The 14,492-nt window shown below is 39.8% G+C and carries 14 protein-coding genes and 2 pseudogenes; 4 read left to right on the top strand and 12 right to left on the bottom strand.

Going from position 1 to position 14,492, the window contains the following annotated elements; all coding sequences use genetic code 11:
- Positions 1-19: 19 nt before the first annotated feature.
- Complete coding sequence (locus tag C6Y01_RS00595) at positions 20-1,039, bottom strand: LLM class flavin-dependent oxidoreductase (protein WP_106037696.1); 1,020 nt, start codon at positions 1,037-1,039, stop codon at positions 20-22.
- 705 nt (positions 1,040-1,744) lie between these two features.
- Here C6Y01_RS00595 and C6Y01_RS19005 point away from each other — a divergent pair.
- Positions 1,745-1,885, top strand: coding sequence for a hypothetical protein (locus C6Y01_RS19005; RefSeq protein WP_223249851.1), 141 nt, complete (start codon positions 1,745-1,747; stop codon positions 1,883-1,885).
- A gap of 101 nt (positions 1,886-1,986) precedes the next feature.
- Here C6Y01_RS19005 and C6Y01_RS00585 read toward each other — a convergent pair.
- From C6Y01_RS00585 to C6Y01_RS00565, 5 genes and pseudogenes are all read right to left on the bottom strand, one after another.
- A pseudogene (locus tag C6Y01_RS00585) lies at positions 1,987-2,692 on the bottom strand (MFS transporter); the annotation flags it as partial.
- A gap of 45 nt (positions 2,693-2,737) precedes the next feature.
- Complete coding sequence (nfsA, locus tag C6Y01_RS00580; RefSeq protein ID WP_106037695.1) at positions 2,738-3,478, bottom strand: oxygen-insensitive NADPH nitroreductase; 741 nt, start codon at positions 3,476-3,478, stop codon at positions 2,738-2,740.
- A 16-nt stretch (positions 3,479-3,494) separates the two neighbouring features.
- Positions 3,495-4,835 (bottom strand): NtaA/DmoA family FMN-dependent monooxygenase, encoded by a 1,341-nt coding sequence (locus tag C6Y01_RS00575; protein WP_106037694.1) that lies wholly within the window; start codon positions 4,833-4,835, stop codon positions 3,495-3,497.
- Positions 4,836-5,096: 261 nt separating this feature from the next.
- Positions 5,097-5,522, bottom strand: coding sequence for a MarR family winged helix-turn-helix transcriptional regulator (locus C6Y01_RS00570; protein ID WP_034660872.1), 426 nt, complete (start codon positions 5,520-5,522; stop codon positions 5,097-5,099).
- Between the two features lie 415 nt (positions 5,523-5,937).
- Positions 5,938-6,297: a winged helix-turn-helix transcriptional regulator gene (locus C6Y01_RS00565; RefSeq protein ID WP_170938387.1), complete on the bottom strand. Its 360-nt coding sequence runs from the start codon at positions 6,295-6,297 to the stop codon at positions 5,938-5,940.
- 221 nt (positions 6,298-6,518) lie between these two features.
- Here C6Y01_RS00565 and C6Y01_RS00560 point away from each other — a divergent pair, with 221 nt between their 5' ends.
- From C6Y01_RS00560 to C6Y01_RS19000, 3 genes and pseudogenes are all read left to right on the top strand, one after another.
- Positions 6,519-7,265, top strand: coding sequence for an NADPH-dependent F420 reductase (locus C6Y01_RS00560; protein WP_034660874.1), 747 nt, complete (start codon positions 6,519-6,521; stop codon positions 7,263-7,265).
- Between the two features lie 454 nt (positions 7,266-7,719).
- Positions 7,720-8,166: pseudogene (locus C6Y01_RS00555) on the top strand (Tn3 family transposase); the annotation flags it as partial.
- A gap of 198 nt (positions 8,167-8,364) precedes the next feature.
- Positions 8,365-8,670, top strand: coding sequence for a BclA C-terminal domain-containing protein (locus tag C6Y01_RS19000; RefSeq protein ID WP_223249871.1), 306 nt, complete (start codon positions 8,365-8,367; stop codon positions 8,668-8,670).
- A 20-nt stretch (positions 8,671-8,690) separates the two neighbouring features.
- On the opposite strand, the gene C6Y01_RS00545 is transcribed toward C6Y01_RS19000, so the two are convergent.
- From C6Y01_RS00545 to nirD, 6 genes are all read right to left on the bottom strand, one after another.
- The gene (locus C6Y01_RS00545; RefSeq protein ID WP_034660875.1) at positions 8,691-9,251 is read right to left on the bottom strand and encodes a CatB-related O-acetyltransferase; all 561 of its coding nucleotides are present in this window, start codon (positions 9,249-9,251) and stop codon (positions 8,691-8,693) included.
- A gap of 64 nt (positions 9,252-9,315) precedes the next feature.
- Entirely contained in the window at positions 9,316-10,683 is a 1,368-nt protein-coding gene (locus C6Y01_RS00540) for an MATE family efflux transporter (RefSeq protein WP_034660876.1), read from the bottom strand.
- Between the two features lie 19 nt (positions 10,684-10,702).
- Positions 10,703-12,187 (bottom strand): D-alanyl-D-alanine carboxypeptidase/D-alanyl-D-alanine endopeptidase, encoded by a 1,485-nt coding sequence (dacB, locus tag C6Y01_RS00535; RefSeq protein ID WP_106037693.1) that lies wholly within the window; start codon positions 12,185-12,187, stop codon positions 10,703-10,705.
- A 127-nt stretch (positions 12,188-12,314) separates the two neighbouring features.
- Complete coding sequence (locus C6Y01_RS00530; RefSeq protein ID WP_106037692.1) at positions 12,315-13,295, bottom strand: pectinesterase family protein; 981 nt, start codon at positions 13,293-13,295, stop codon at positions 12,315-12,317.
- A gap of 82 nt (positions 13,296-13,377) precedes the next feature.
- Positions 13,378-14,121, bottom strand: coding sequence for a DUF421 domain-containing protein (locus C6Y01_RS00525; protein WP_187704574.1), 744 nt, complete (start codon positions 14,119-14,121; stop codon positions 13,378-13,380).
- A gap of 27 nt (positions 14,122-14,148) precedes the next feature.
- On the bottom strand, positions 14,149-14,472 hold the full coding sequence (gene nirD, locus C6Y01_RS00520) for a nitrite reductase small subunit NirD (protein WP_034660879.1): 324 nt from the start codon (positions 14,470-14,472) through the stop codon (positions 14,149-14,151).
- Positions 14,473-14,492 lie beyond the last annotated feature (20 nt).

Here is a 14,492-nt window from a genome sequence, read left to right as displayed (position 1 = left end):
TGCAGTTCTTTTTTCATGTTTATTTTTCTTGTGCCTCTTGGAAGATCTCTCCGATGATTTCATACGAGCGCATTCTTTCTTGATGGTCAAACATATCCGAATTAATCATCACTTCGTCTGCTTGAGTGGCTTCAATAAAGGCTTCCAATTCTTTTTTCACCTTTTCTTTATCCCCGATCATTGTCGAACTTAATTGTTCATCCACCATCGCTTTTTCATACGGACTCCAAAGGCCGTCCATACTGTCGACAGGCGCTTTGAGTTTTCCTGGAGTATTTCGAATGAGACTCAAAAACCGCTGATAATGAGAGGTCGCCAAATATTCAGCTCGCTCTGTTTGATCTGCAGCAAAAACTGTCACACCCACCATGGCATAAGGCTCTTTTAACACATCAGAAGGTCTAAATGACTGTCTATACAACTCTAAAGCAGGAATTGTATTTTTAGGTGAGAAATGTGCCGCAAAGGCAAATGGCAATCCAAGCTCTCCTGCAAGTCTTGCGCTAAAACCACTTGAACCAAGCAGCCAAATCGGAATGTCTAGACCCTCTCCCGGTACTGCTCTTACATGTTTTTTAACCTGACCTGTTGGTTTGAAATATTGCCGAAGTTCTTCAAGCTGCTCCGGGAAATCTTCTCCGTTATGAAGGTTACGTCTGAGAGCTCTTGCCGTTAACTGATCCGTTCCCGGTGCTCTGCCAAGACCTAAATCAATTCTCCCCGGATATAATGTCTCAAGTGTCCCAAATTGTTCAGCAATGACAAGTGAAGAGTGGTTTGGCAGCATAATCCCGCCAGATCCTACTCGAATTTTTTCGGTTCCCCCAGCAATATATCCAATTAAAACGGACGTTGCAGAGCTCGCAACACCTTCCATATTATGGTGTTCTGCCAGCCAGTATCTTTGATAACCCAACTTCTCCGCCTTTTTTGCTAAATCCATACTATGTTCAAAAGACTCCTTAATGGTGCCTCCTTCTGTCACAGAGGATAAATTTAAAACGGAATAAGCTGTGCGCTGTAAAACTGATTGACTCATAAATGATGTCCCCATTTCTGTCAAAAATCATACTAGTTATATACTTTCAACACCATAACATAAAATCATGAAACATTTAAATGATTTGATTCGATGGTTTTCGAAATGATGAGTTTCTAGGTTTTACTTCCAATTTGAAAATTTGCACATAGAATGAAATATCAATTTTAGGAGATGGGCAATTTGTACAATCAATTCGATCACAAATGTCCATTTTGCGGTAAATATCATGAGTAGCCTCATTACAAAAGATCACGTCATGACCGTCCTCAAAGAAGAGACTGTCCATTTATCAATCAAGAACATTCAAAACAAAACAGGTCTCGAGGGAATCCCCCTGTGAAAAAGGAGAAAAACAATCAAAAACAATTCAAAGGGTTGGACGAAGAGGTCCAGCAGGTCCCGCTGGGCCAACCGGACCTGCTGGCGGATTAACCGGCGCCCTCCCTTTTAACCCCTCACAATCACAAGATTACGAGGCGGGTCAAGTTGTCACGTTTAATGGCAGTATTTATATAGCCAATGTAGATGCTCCATCAGGAATACCTGGGCTCTCCCCCGACTATACACTTTTGGAATATTCTAGGGTATGGTCCGACTGGCCCTACAGGGATAGAATTAAGTGGTGCTGAAGCATTTGATCCTGCAATAGCATCAACATACTCAGTGGGTCAAGTGGTCACTTATGAAGGTGGTACGTATATTGTGGACTCTGCTCCACCTTTAGGTACGCCAGATACGTCACCGGATTATACGCTTTTGGCAGCACCTGGTGCTACAGGTTCAACAGGTAGCACAGGTTCTGCTGGTCCTACTGGCGAAACGGGAATCACCGGATCGGGGTAGTACCAGCGAAGCTGACACCACCCGCAATAAGGAAATATCAAGGTAATAATAAGTTGTTTAAGTTAAATACCTCCAACACACATACCCCCGTCCTGTTTTATGAATAATACCAACGCGACGAGCCCAATGACGATTGATGTGATCACAACCATGCTACTCCAACCTCAAATCCTTCGCCGGCCTTACTGAAGCCAAAGACAACTCCTCCGAATCCAACAGATAGTAGATCAATCCGAGGCTTAGTGACATCGGTAATGTTTTTCAAATACTTAAGCCCTATCAATAACCCTATGACCAAAAGTGGCAGGGATATCCAAAAGATGTAAAATATTCTATTAATAGACCGCCTATAGTCGGTCCAGACGTTGGTGCGACCATGATAACCAGAGAGACCAATCCCATCGCCGCCCCCCCCCCCGCTTTTCCAGTGGATATATAACAAGAACGGTATTAAATATGAGTGGAAGCAACAATCCCATGCCAACCGCCTGTAAAACTCGGGCGAACATCAACATTTCAAAATTGAATGCCAGTGCCGCAATCAATGTACCTACGATTAAACTCATGACCGAACCTATGAACAGCTTCCTTGTGGAAAACGTCTGCAACAGCAACCCACTCACTGGCATTAAAATACCAAGAGGGCATAAAACCGGTTGTTAACCACTGTGCGGTTGCAGGCGAAATTTGGAACACTTCTATTAAATTAGTCAATGCTATATTTAGAGAGGTTTCGTTAAACATGCCAACAGCACCGCAGATAAGTAACGCTGTCAAGATGGCCCGCGTATTGTATTGATTCTTCATTTTATATATCCTCATAAATCTATTTTTAATTAATATCCTATCAGATTATTTTTTAGCAAATCCTTGTTTGTTTAAATACTCAAGCATAAAAGGGAGTCTACTTCTTTCAAGATGATCCTCGATGTGATCTTTCCATCCCTTTACTTTCTTAACTGTGAAAGGCGCTTTAACCGGACGATTTTGGTAATATTCACGCATCTGTTGGTCATAAGTTGTTAATTTTTCTTCATCTAGTGGTTGATACTGATTATCAAACATGACCATCGATTGAGGCAAACGTGGTTTTAGTCCAGGCTTCTCTCCAGCAGGATGTCCTATGCATAGCCCCACTAACGGAATCACATACTTTGGTAAATTTAATACCTCGGTTAATTCTGAGATATTAGCTCTTACTCCACCGATATAAACACCACCGAGTCCCATTGATTCCGCCGCAGTTAAAGCATTTTGAGCCATTAACCCAGCATCGAATGTACCTATTAATAGGTATTCAATATAGTCAAGGTCAACCTTGGGTGCAATTTCATGATTCCTGTTAAAATCTGCACAAAAAATCCAAAATTCTGCTGCTTCTTCAATATAAGGTTGATTTACAGAGAGCTGCATCACTTTTTTTCGTAATTCTGGATCTGTAATTCTAATGATAGAAACCACTTGTAGTAGACTGAATGATGAAGTTTGATTAGCTGCCTTAAAGATTGCATCTCGATGTCCCTCTGTCAGTGGTTGATTAGTGAAAGAACGAATGGATGTATGATTATGAAGCAATTCAAGGGTATTATTCATTTGAACCTCTCCTCTATTAATTATTGTTCTCTTTCAGCCTTCCGTATTGGTAAGGAACTCCCATATTCTCACACAGTGTTTTCCCTTCATATTCCCTGTGGAATAAACCTCGGTCCTGCAAAATTGGGACAACCAGTTCCACAAAATCAGCAACTCCATCATAGGCTATATCCGGAACAACCGAGAAGCCGTCACATGCACCAGCCAAAAACCATTCTTCCAAGAAGTCAGCAACTTGTACGGGGGTACCTGCAACTACTGGATGATAGTTAATAACCCCATGAGCAAGAACATCACGAATGGAGATCCCTCTTTTCAGCAGCTCTAAAGCTCTGTGGGACCGTGGATCCATTGGATTGGCATATGCCTTTTTCAACAAGTCAGCTGATAAAGGTTGATCAATATCAACCGAATTCTCCGATAGTCGTAAACCAACCATTGAACCAAGGTAACTTACCCTTCCTGGAATCTCCTCAGGATTAAAACTCATAAGCTGTCTTCGTCGTTCTAGACCTTCTTCTTCAGTTGAGCCTAGGGAAAACATAAAACCTGTATACATCTTGATGTCATCGGGATTTCTGCCAAAACGGGCAGCACTTTGTCGAAGCGCTTGTCTGTGTTCACGAGCAGATTCTATATCATAAGGATTTGCATAAACACCAGAAGCGTATCTTCCCGCCAATTCCAATCCTTCAACCCCTCCACCTGCTTGAAAAATAACTGGCTGACCTTGCTCAGAGGGTGGGATGGGCAAAGGACCACGAGATGCATAATATTCCCCTTGAAGATTAATAGGCCGAATTTTGTCCATGTCGGCAAATTTTCCTCCTTCTACATCTAACGTCCAAGCGTCTGATTCCCAACTCCCCCACAATGCTTGAACAATTTGGATGGATTCATGAGCCATGTCATATCGTTCTTGGCGACTGGCAATCTGAGCACCAAAATTTGCTGCCGCTACTGGATTTGATGTGGTGACAGCATTCCATCCTACACGTCCATGACTTATAACATCCAGTGCTTTGAACTGACGTGCTATGTTATATGGATAATTGAATGTCGTTGATAGGGTAGCAACAAGCCCAATATGTTTCGTTTCTCTAGCTACAGCCATTAGTGCTAACATAGGATCCATAGGGAACATAGGAGTCTGAGGACCTAAGTCATTGTATAATCCAGGAGTATCAGCGATAAAAATCATTTGAAATTTCCCTTTTTCAGCTAATTTAGCTCGCTCCACATAACCATCCGTATTTGTGTAGGCTGCTGGGTCTGTACCAGGCATTCTCCAAGCGTTGAATTCAGCTCCATATCCAGAGACCATTTGTAGTGCCAGTTGCATTTCTTTTCTTTTCATGTATCTTCACTCCTTTATTTTTAAAAGGCTCCAAGTAAACAAAAAAGCCGCTGTAAACTCTTTCTAATTAGATTCAATAAATTTGTAAAACACAAAATTAGCTTACTAACTAATTTGAAACATTTTAGCAAGTATGGATATCAATGTTTCAACTAGACGCATCCTCTTCAGTGGTTTCCTATAAACTTTTTCTTTTTCTTAGTAACTAAACGATATAGACTGATTTTATTTAGCATGCTAAATATCAACATAGAGAAAACTTTAGAATAAGTTTCTCTCCATTCTCTTCATAAGTTCCCTTAAGATTAAGCGTTCTTCCGGTAAAATTGAACCGAGTAATTTTTCTTGTTGCTGCTTCCATTTGAAATCAACAGGTTTCTCTAATTCTTTCCCTCTGTCAGTTAGGTAAATTCGCATAACCCTTGCATCTTGTTCATCACGTTTACGGTATATGAACCCATTTTGCTCCAACGATTTAACCATATTTGTTACCGTAGGCGGCTCACATTTTAAATGTTCACATAGTTGCATTTGTGTTATTCCATCACCTAACCACAAACGAGCGAGTAGTCTATCCTGGCCTACATGAAGATTAAGTTCTCTTAGATTTTCGCTATAATCTCGACGCATTTTGGATGAAATTTTATCTAATGACTCACGAATTTCGCATCCAACTATATCGTTCATAGGTATACCCCCACTACTACGATGTATTTAGTAAGCTAACTATATCATAGTTAAAAATTAGTTGTCCATCTAACTTAAGAGAACTACTCTCATTTTATCAGGCTGAATTTATCTAGAACGGACGACAAAGGGATATGGATCAATGCATCATTATCTGTTAAACACTGAAATGTCCGGATTCTGTATATTACACCGTTTTGCCTATCAACTTGTTGTATGGAGTAATTTTGTTACAGACACTAGAATAAAACAAATTCTCAATTTTTAAAAGAGGGCAATAAAAGTTGCCATAGTACATTTTTTTGTACTTAATAGCTTGGTATTACAAAAAAGCTGCCGCAATGACAGCCTAGGCCTTAAATCATTTAGTTTTGAATTAGGGGTAACTTGTAACCAATAAATGTGAAGGCCTTGGTTAGTCTGCCTGCTCCCCAAACTTCTTCCCGAACTCTTCCATCAAATCAATAATAGGGATCAATTCTTCCCCTTTTGAGGTTAGTGAATACTCAACACGAGGAGGAACCTCTGGAAAAACTTTGCGATTAATTAAACCATCCGTTTCCAGTTCTCGAAGTTGCTTTGTAAGAGAACCTTGTGAAATATCCCATAAAAAGGCTTTAATTTCACTATAGCGACGCTCTTTGGTCTTTAAATACCATAGAATTACATATTTCCAACGTCCGGAGAGGATATTTTGGGTATAAGCAATGCCATAAAATTCTCTTTGTTCCTTTATACACTCTTTATCAAATCCATCCTTACATATCCTAGACACCTTCTTCACCCGCTTTCTACTGTTAAGTACAAAAAACTGTACTACGTCAATTTTTATTGCCTACTTTAAAAAGATGAGAAATGATTTTATTCTAGTATATGTAACAGAAATACTCAATACTTTTTATTATCTAATATATGTTTACAATTTGATAAACATATGATTGTGTAACTTTAAGCTGAATAATTCTTTTATATACAAATACTTTAGGAGGAACAATTATGAGATATGGAATTATAGGTGCTGGACCAATTGGGTCAATTATTTCGAAAAAATTGGTTAAGATTGGACATGATGTCAAAATTGCAGATGCGCGAGGAATTGAACATTTAGAAGGAAAAGAACTTGCTGGAACAGCTGTGCGGGTAGAGGATGCCATTAAAAATATTGATGTTCTAATACTATCGCTCCCTATAAATGTACTTCCAAACATTCGGAACACTATCGATCAAGTTGGTGAGGCAGTCATCATTGTAGATACTTCAAATTATTATCCTTTTAGAAACGGTAAAATTGAAGAAATAGAGAACGGGATGGTTGAAAGTGTTTGGGTTTCAAATCAATTAGGCAGACCTATCATAAAAGCTTTCAACAACTTATTAGCCTACACTTTAGAACATGAAGGAAAATCCGAGGATTCTAGTGGACGAATCGCGATGGCAGTTGCTGGTAATGATCCTACACAAAAATACGAAATCATGGAAGTAGTAAACAAGTTAGGCTTTGACGCAGTAGACAGTGGTTCTTTAAGTGACTCTTGGAGACAGCAGCCAGGAACTCCTGCTTACTGCACAGAGTTAACAAAAGATGATCTTACGAAAGCGTTGAAAAAGGCAAATAAAGAAAAAGCACCCTTACTACGGGACAAGGTGATGGAACGGTTTGCAGAGCTCTTTGCAGAAAAAAAGGAAGGCGAATTTTCACATAAGGATATTGTGAATATAAACAGAGAAATATACAATTTATAAAAACAAAAGGTGCACTCAGTTAAGGTGTACCTTTTTGTATATCCATATATACCTATTTTGCTAAAAAAATCATAACTACTATTGGAAATTCTGAAAGATTCAAGAGTCCGTTAAGTTAGATCTTAATTCTTTCAAAACAGAATTTATTTATAATTATGTTTTAAATCCCTCTTCTACTAACCTGCCCTACACGTTTAAGAACATTCTTTCAAAAGGTTATCCAAAATGAAGACAGTGTTGCACAGTAATGGTCTAATCCGTATTACTTACTTACTTACTTTCTTGTTCAACTTTACTGCCTTTGGTTTAAGTAAAGATCGTCACAATCATAACGAGTCAAACTGGAAATTCATTCAAACAATCCTCGACAATATGGCCTGATTGCGGAAAAGAGTAACTGGAGCTTTTAACTTTACTACTTTTTATAAAGTAGTGTTTGTTATGCAATTGCTGTAACAAAAAAGACCCTACTTATCAGGCCCTTTCTGAGTTGGGAAAAGTCATTAAAACCATTTTCTTGTGTGATTATATAGGCTCGGAAGACATTCGGAGAGAAATTAATGAAGGCCTCAATGTTGTAGAGAATTGGAATTCCGCCAACAGCTTTATTTTTTACGGAAAGGGTGGAGAAATTTCAACAAATAGATTGGAAGACCAGGAGGTTGCCGTTCTTTCCCTACATTTATTGCAAAATTGCCTCGTGTATATTAATACACTCATGATTCAATTTGTATTATCGGAAAAGCAGTGGCAAGATATGATGACACCTGAAGACTTAAGAGCGTTAAGTCCACTTATCTATAGCCATGTAAATCCTTATGGTATCTTTAAATTGGATATGATGGAGAGAATTCCAATCGAAGAAATACAATCAGAAAAAGAAAATACTTTGCATATTTAACTTTATTCCTTATTGCGGGTAGTGACAGCTTCGCTGGTACTACCCCGGATCAACGGGACCTACTGGAGTTACAGGAATCACTGGTGCAACTGGAACAGGTGGTTTTACGGATACAGCACTTTATGCTGCTAATAGTTCTGGCCCTACCATTGTTACTGTAGCCGGAGGAACGAATATTCCTTTGCAAACTTTCAAAACATTACTGGTTTTACAGCAAACGGCACAAGTACTGTTTTTACCGTTCTGCAAACTGGTAAATATTATATTACGTATCAAGTCAACACCACTGCAGCTCTTTTAATTAATACATGTTTGCTTTTAAATGTAGCAACTACTGTGCCTGGTTCTGTTCAATCACCTGTTATCTCTACTTCGTTTATCAATAATACTGTAATCGTTAATTTAACAGCTGGAAGCATCATTTCACTGCAGTTTTTTGGGGCAGTTGTCACAGCTGTTTTAGTTGGCGGGGGTGCTGCCTTGACCATCATACGGCTTAGCTAAACTAAAAAAGAAAGGCTTTTTCAGCCTTTCTTTTTTATGTCTTCTATTACATTTATACAATGTTCAATATCATGAGACTGCAAAAGGTGAAAAATAGATTGGATGATTGCAAACTCTAAATTCCACCATTCTAATAACTGCAGTTTTTCGATCATTTCGGATGAAAACCGATATTTCATGAGCTGCTGCGGATTTCCTGCAGCAATTGCATATGGCGGCACATCTTTTGTGATGACACTATTTGCTCCGATCACTGCTCCGTTCCCTATCCATACTCCTGACATAATCGTCGCGCCATATCCAATCCATACGTCGTGTCCTATCTGCACATCTCCTTTTGATTTGGGATGTCCTTTGATGTGGGCAGCTTCTTTGAAAATTTGATTAAACGGATACGTTGTGACCCAATCTGTCCGGTGTTCACCGCCAAGGAAAATTTTCACTTCGTTTGCGATGGAACAAAACTTCCCAATGTTTAGTGTCGCACCTTCCCCCCATGTCAGCACTTGGAAATCTGGTCCGGCATAAGAAAAATCACCGATATTGTGCGAGCTCAGTTCACTTCTTTGATTCAAAAACATAGAAGATCAGACCTCCTGAAAAGTGATAGATCTTCGTATGTATATGCTGCTTCACACTTTCACATTATGACTGAACAAGCGCTACAATTTGTTTTTTCTTCCATACGAGCTGATAGTAGCCGTATTGAAGGAGTAAGTTCACAAAGAAAGCCGCAGGATAGCCAATCCATATGCCCTTGATGCCAAGGGATGTGTAGTGCGATAGCACATAAGCGACTGGTACTTCTACAAGCCAAATGGAGCAAATACTAAAGATTGTTGGCCATAAAACTGTTCCACTTGCTCTCATCGTGGCTGCAACAATTTGGGCCGTTCCAAAAATAAGATAGCTCCATAATGTAATGACGACCAAGCTATAGGCAATGTCAATCGTCTTAGAATCTGTTAAAAAGATAGATAAAATCTGTGGTGCAAAGAGATAAACGATGATAATAATGAATCCGCCTATGGCAAAATTGAGCCCTAACCCGATTTTTATCACATCTTTCAAGCGGTTGATATTCCCTGCACCGATGAATTGTGCTGCAAAGATAGAGACTGCAATGCCAAGACTCACTGCCGGCATCTGTACATAGCTCACGACTTGATTGACAACACCATAGGCAGCTGTGGCCTGTGATCCATAATCGTTGACAAAAGAAATAACAGCAATTTCTGATAAAGAAATAAGGATCATATTAATGCTCGATGGAATGCTGAGCTTTAATAATGTTTTTAGTAGATCCCCTTTCATCAATAAATGCTTTCTCACTGATGCATCAATGCGAAGCGGGTGCTTTGTCTTATATAAGTAGATATGTAGAATAATAAACGTCACAATGGTTGAAATCACAGAAGCATATGCAGCGCCGTATAAACCAAATGCCGGCAGTCCCAGCCAGCCAAATAATAAAATGGGCAGCATTAAAATATTCGTTGCCGTACTAATCATTAAGAAATAAAAAGGCGTTTTTGAATCCCCAGTTCCTCGCAGGAAGGTCGTGTAAACAAAATAAAGAAATAAGATCGGCATTGAGATGAATAGAATTCTGGCATATGCCGCACTTTCCTCCACAATATTTGCAGGTGTTCCCATGAGATTTAGGATGTCTGTTGCAAATAAACCTCCAATGATCGCTAAAGAAAGTCCGATTAAAAAGGTGAATGAAAGCGTTGTGCCAATAATTTCTTTTAATCTTTTTTCATTTTTCGCTCCATACGCTTGTCCAATAAGGATGGAACTTCCCGATCCAATTCCAATGGAAAAAGAAACGAGTAAAAAGAAAAGCGGAAAGAATGCAGAAATAGCAGCTACTGCATCCTCTCCAATCCATCTACCGACAAGAACGATGGATACAAGCTGTCCGATTGATTGCAAAATATTGCTAAGCAAAAGCGGGACGAGAAAAATGGACATGGTTTTTACTAAAGATTGATTGTTATCTAACGTCATGATGGTACTCCTTCTCTATCTAAAGATTCTCAGCTAAAATGCTGACAATATGGTCTTCTATCTCTTTCCCTTTTTCGTCATCAACAAGATGATTTAATAAAATGGAAAAGGCGACCGTCTTTCCGCTCTTCGTGTCAATATATCCAGAAAGTGTGCTAACCGTTGTTAATGAACCTGTTTTTGCACGTACTTTTTCTAGTGTAGCTGGTTCTTTCAATCTGTTCCTTAACGTCCCTCCGACCATTCGTTCACTTGCCCCTGCTAACGGAAGCGCATGTTCATAGGTCTTAAACCATTTTTCCTTTTGAATGTTTGTCAAAAATAACGTGAACTGGTTGGCAGAAACAAGGTTAATAGGTGATATGCCCGACCCATCTCGCAGCACTGCATGCGAAGGATCGATGCCAAACGCGGGAAGCCGTTCATACATGACATCCAGTCCATCCTCAAAGCTCCCTTTGCTTTTCACTTGTTTTCCAAGTTCCTTTAGCAAAATTTCTGCATGGGTATTGTTGCTGAGTTTCATCATGGGAACAAGCAGATCTGATAAAGGCATCGATGAATGGGTGGCAATTTTCTTAGCTTTTTTAGGAACTTGTTTTGTTTTAAGCGGTCCTTTTACTTGAATCCCATCCGCCTTTAACGCTCGTTTCATTAAATCTAACGCATAAGTGGTTGGCTCCCATAACGCTACCCATTGTCTAGATGAACTCGCTTTAACCGGAATGGTTCCAGTCAACGTAATCTTGTTTGTGCCGTGAGAGCGCTTAAAAGAAATCTTCTTTTCTCCGCCTTCTGGCACGGTTTTTACTTGATTCATGATTTGAGGGACAGAAGTCTTCGGGATGATGTCATAGGTCGCTTTTTGCCCTGCTTTCTTTCCTGGTTTTACTTCGAGAATCACGGTTCCTGCATCATAATCTTGATTCGGTGAAGCTGTGAGAGCAGAGATTTGTGCACCGTAATATTGATCCTCATCACTCCAAGGCAAATCAATAGAATATCGCGTATCATCATACCAAGTGTCATCTGCCGCAAGCTGTCCGCGAATGGTATGTATTCCGGCCTTTTTCACTTGTTTGGCAAGTGCTGCAAAATCCTCTTCTAATAAAGTCGGATCCCCGGTACCGCGTAGATACAGGTTGCCATGTAACGTTTTCTTTTGAATAGAACCATCCATCCAGATATCTGTCAGGAATGTGTGTGTTTCTCCTAGTATATCAAGGGCGATGGCTGATGTGAGCAGTTTCATATTAGAAGCAGGAGTAAGACGAATATCGGCTTGATGTTCATAAAGAAGAGAGGAGTCAGAAGTATTGCGGACGCTGATGCCGGAGATCGCGCCCTCTAAATCAGGTGCTGTTCGTATGAATTCATCTAAAGCTGTCATCCACGGCAGTGAGTCGTTACGAGCTGTAAGTTGATCATCTTTTGCTGAAAAAGGGAGAAATAAAATCGACAGGATACATATTTGTAAAAACAAGAGCTGTGAAAAACGCTTCACGCAATCCCTCCTTTTTTATCGCAGCCAATTTTAGAAGAATATGTTCATTATACACAAAAGAACGTTTGTTCTCAAAGGTTTTTTAAACAGAAAAGTCAGCTTTCTTTGACGAAAACTGACAAGCCCTTTACCTTTTTTCTGGATTCCAGCCATCGGCTCCGCCAAGAACAGCTTGCACCGTGATTTGACTTGCTTCGTTTTTCGTTAAAATATTGGACCATTTTACGCGATTTGCTACATTGCTTCCGGTCCCAGTCGATCCATATTCTTTATATCTTGCTGTTCTTTCGTTATCACGGTTATCCCAGTTATGCCATCCCTCTGCCTTAATATGTTCATCCATTTTTGTATAGAGGAATGTCACAGCGGAATGAGGCCTCCACGGACGTCCTAAATAAACCGATTGAGCAGCTGCCGTCCCCTTTTTCAACGTAGAATCGATGAATACATAACCATACCTTTGTGCTTCTGTTGTGGATGCTGCAGTAATATACCCATTTCCAAGACTTTTTATTTCAGCTCTTTTAAACACAGCTGTGGCTGATCCAAAAATAAAATCGACCGTGCCCTCGATATAGCAGTTTTCATAATATTGCCGGCCTGAGCCTGTTGCATAAAGTGTATCTTGATACCCTAAGACTCTTATTTGTTTGAACGCAGCCCGGTCGCCAGACACATACAGCGCAACCGCCTGACCAGCATGTCTGCCAGCTGTATTTTGAAAGGTGATATTTTCTGCGTAAAAGTCGTTCGAACGAATCATAGTGCTGGAGCTATTTGTTGTGCTGCCAGTACTTGCATTTGTATCATCATACGTCAGAATCGTCTTGTGCTGGTTTTCGCCGATAAAGGACACGTGTGGTTTATTTTGAGGAAGCAGGATCTTTTCTTTATATACACCATTTTTAATATAGATCGTTACGCGCTGTTGATTGTTCGCTGGAATCGCATCAATGGCAGACTGAACGGTTCGAAACGAGCCATTTCCCTTTTGATCGACCACAAGGACGCGGTTTGTTTGATTCTGATGTTCGGCTGCTTGAAGTGAAGCTGAGTTAAATAGTAATAAAGACAAGACGACCACAAGCCATACCTTTCCATACTTCATCGCACATCTCCTCCTCTTTGTGAACATTTTCAATCAAACATTCTTTTTGATCCTATTCATGACACACAAAAAAAACACCCACTTAATTTTGTTGTGGATGTTTTTTAGACTTTTCATATTTCATCGCATAAATCCCTTCATTTTCAATCCATTCACAAAATAGAACATCTCGATGAGAAGAAATGTGCTGCTTTTTTAATTGCTCACTCAGCCATGTTTCGTCAAAGCCAGCTTCTTGTAGGTCATCTTTTAAAATTTCGCCATCAATAATAAATGTTCTAGGCAATTTGACTTCTTTTCCCTTCACGTTCACATCTTCTGCTGTGGCAGTTGCGTATTTCATTTTCGGAAGAACACTGACAGAGCCGTCTGTTTCCAAAATGGCATATTCTATTTCATGCAAGGCAAAATGACCTTTCGCGCGAATCAGTGTCTGCAGCTGATTGAGATCAAGCATATTTTTCTTCAAACGATTGTAGTGAATGTTCCCTTTATCAATGACAAGCGTAGGTCTTCCTTCTAAAAAGGCTCGAATACCTTTAAAGCGTTGTGAAAACCATTCAACTGTATAGATGAGAACGCCCCATACCGCAACAGCAAACAAAATGTGCTGAATCTTGACTTCTGGGTCAAAAATGGCGTTTCCGACCATTTCGCCTAAAATCAGTGCAGAAATAAAATCAAACGGCGTGATTTGTGCAAACTGTGTTTTCCCTAATAATTTTGTAATAAAAAATAAGGCGAAAAACCCGATAAATAGTTCAATCAAAATACTAAAAAACGGCACAGAAATTCCTTCCTTTCTTGCTGCATTTACATACAGCATATACATGAAAGGAAGGATCTAAACTATTTATGAGGGCAATAAAATAAAGACATCGTCCCCCTCGACCAATGTTTCATACGTTTTAACGCATCCGTGATCTGGTGCTTGAACGTTCCCTGACGAAAGATCAATCTTCCAATCATGCATTGGACAGAAGACATGGTCTCCACTTACCATTCCTTCAGCCAGAACACCGCCTTTATGAGGGCAGCGGTTTTCAATGGCTTTGAACTGCTTATTAGAGGTTTGAAAAACAGCTAATTCAAGAGTACCGGCTGCGACTGTTTTTCCTAGCTGCAGCGGAAAATCTGATAGGGTGCCAATGTGAACTTTTACAACTGAAACTGTCATATGATCTCATCCCTTCAATT

Origin of the sequence: Bacillus sp. NMCC46 (assembly GCF_002998465.1) — a bacterium.
GTDB lineage: Bacteria > Bacillota > Bacilli > Bacillales > Bacillaceae > Bacillus.
The sequence above is the reverse complement of the archived record's forward strand: the minus strand, read 5'-3'. Positions and strand labels throughout refer to the sequence as shown.

Coding starts and splice junctions, on each gene's coding strand:
- C6Y01_RS00595 (WP_106037696.1), bottom strand. CDS start 1,039: ATGAGTCAATCAGTTTTACAGCGCACAGCTTATTCCGTTTTAAATTTA.
- nfsA (WP_106037695.1), bottom strand. CDS start 3,478: ATGAATAATACCCTTGAATTGCTTCATAATCATACATCCATTCGTTCT.
- C6Y01_RS00575 (WP_106037694.1), bottom strand. CDS start 4,835: ATGAAAAGAAAAGAAATGCAACTGGCACTACAAATGGTCTCTGGATAT.
- C6Y01_RS00570 (WP_034660872.1), bottom strand. CDS start 5,522: ATGAACGATATAGTTGGATGCGAAATTCGTGAGTCATTAGATAAAATT.
- C6Y01_RS00560 (WP_034660874.1), top strand. CDS start 6,519: ATGAGATATGGAATTATAGGTGCTGGACCAATTGGGTCAATTATTTCG.
- C6Y01_RS00545 (WP_034660875.1), bottom strand. CDS start 9,251: ATGTTTTTGAATCAAAGAAGTGAACTGAGCTCGCACAATATCGGTGAT.
- C6Y01_RS00540 (WP_034660876.1), bottom strand. CDS start 10,683: ATGACGTTAGATAACAATCAATCTTTAGTAAAAACCATGTCCATTTTT.
- C6Y01_RS00530 (WP_106037692.1), bottom strand. CDS start 13,295: ATGAAGTATGGAAAGGTATGGCTTGTGGTCGTCTTGTCTTTATTACTA.
- C6Y01_RS00525 (WP_187704574.1), bottom strand. CDS start 14,121: ATGCTGTATGTAAATGCAGCAAGAAAGGAAGGAATTTCTGTGCCGTTT.
- nirD (WP_034660879.1), bottom strand. CDS start 14,472: ATGACAGTTTCAGTTGTAAAAGTTCACATTGGCACCCTATCAGATTTT.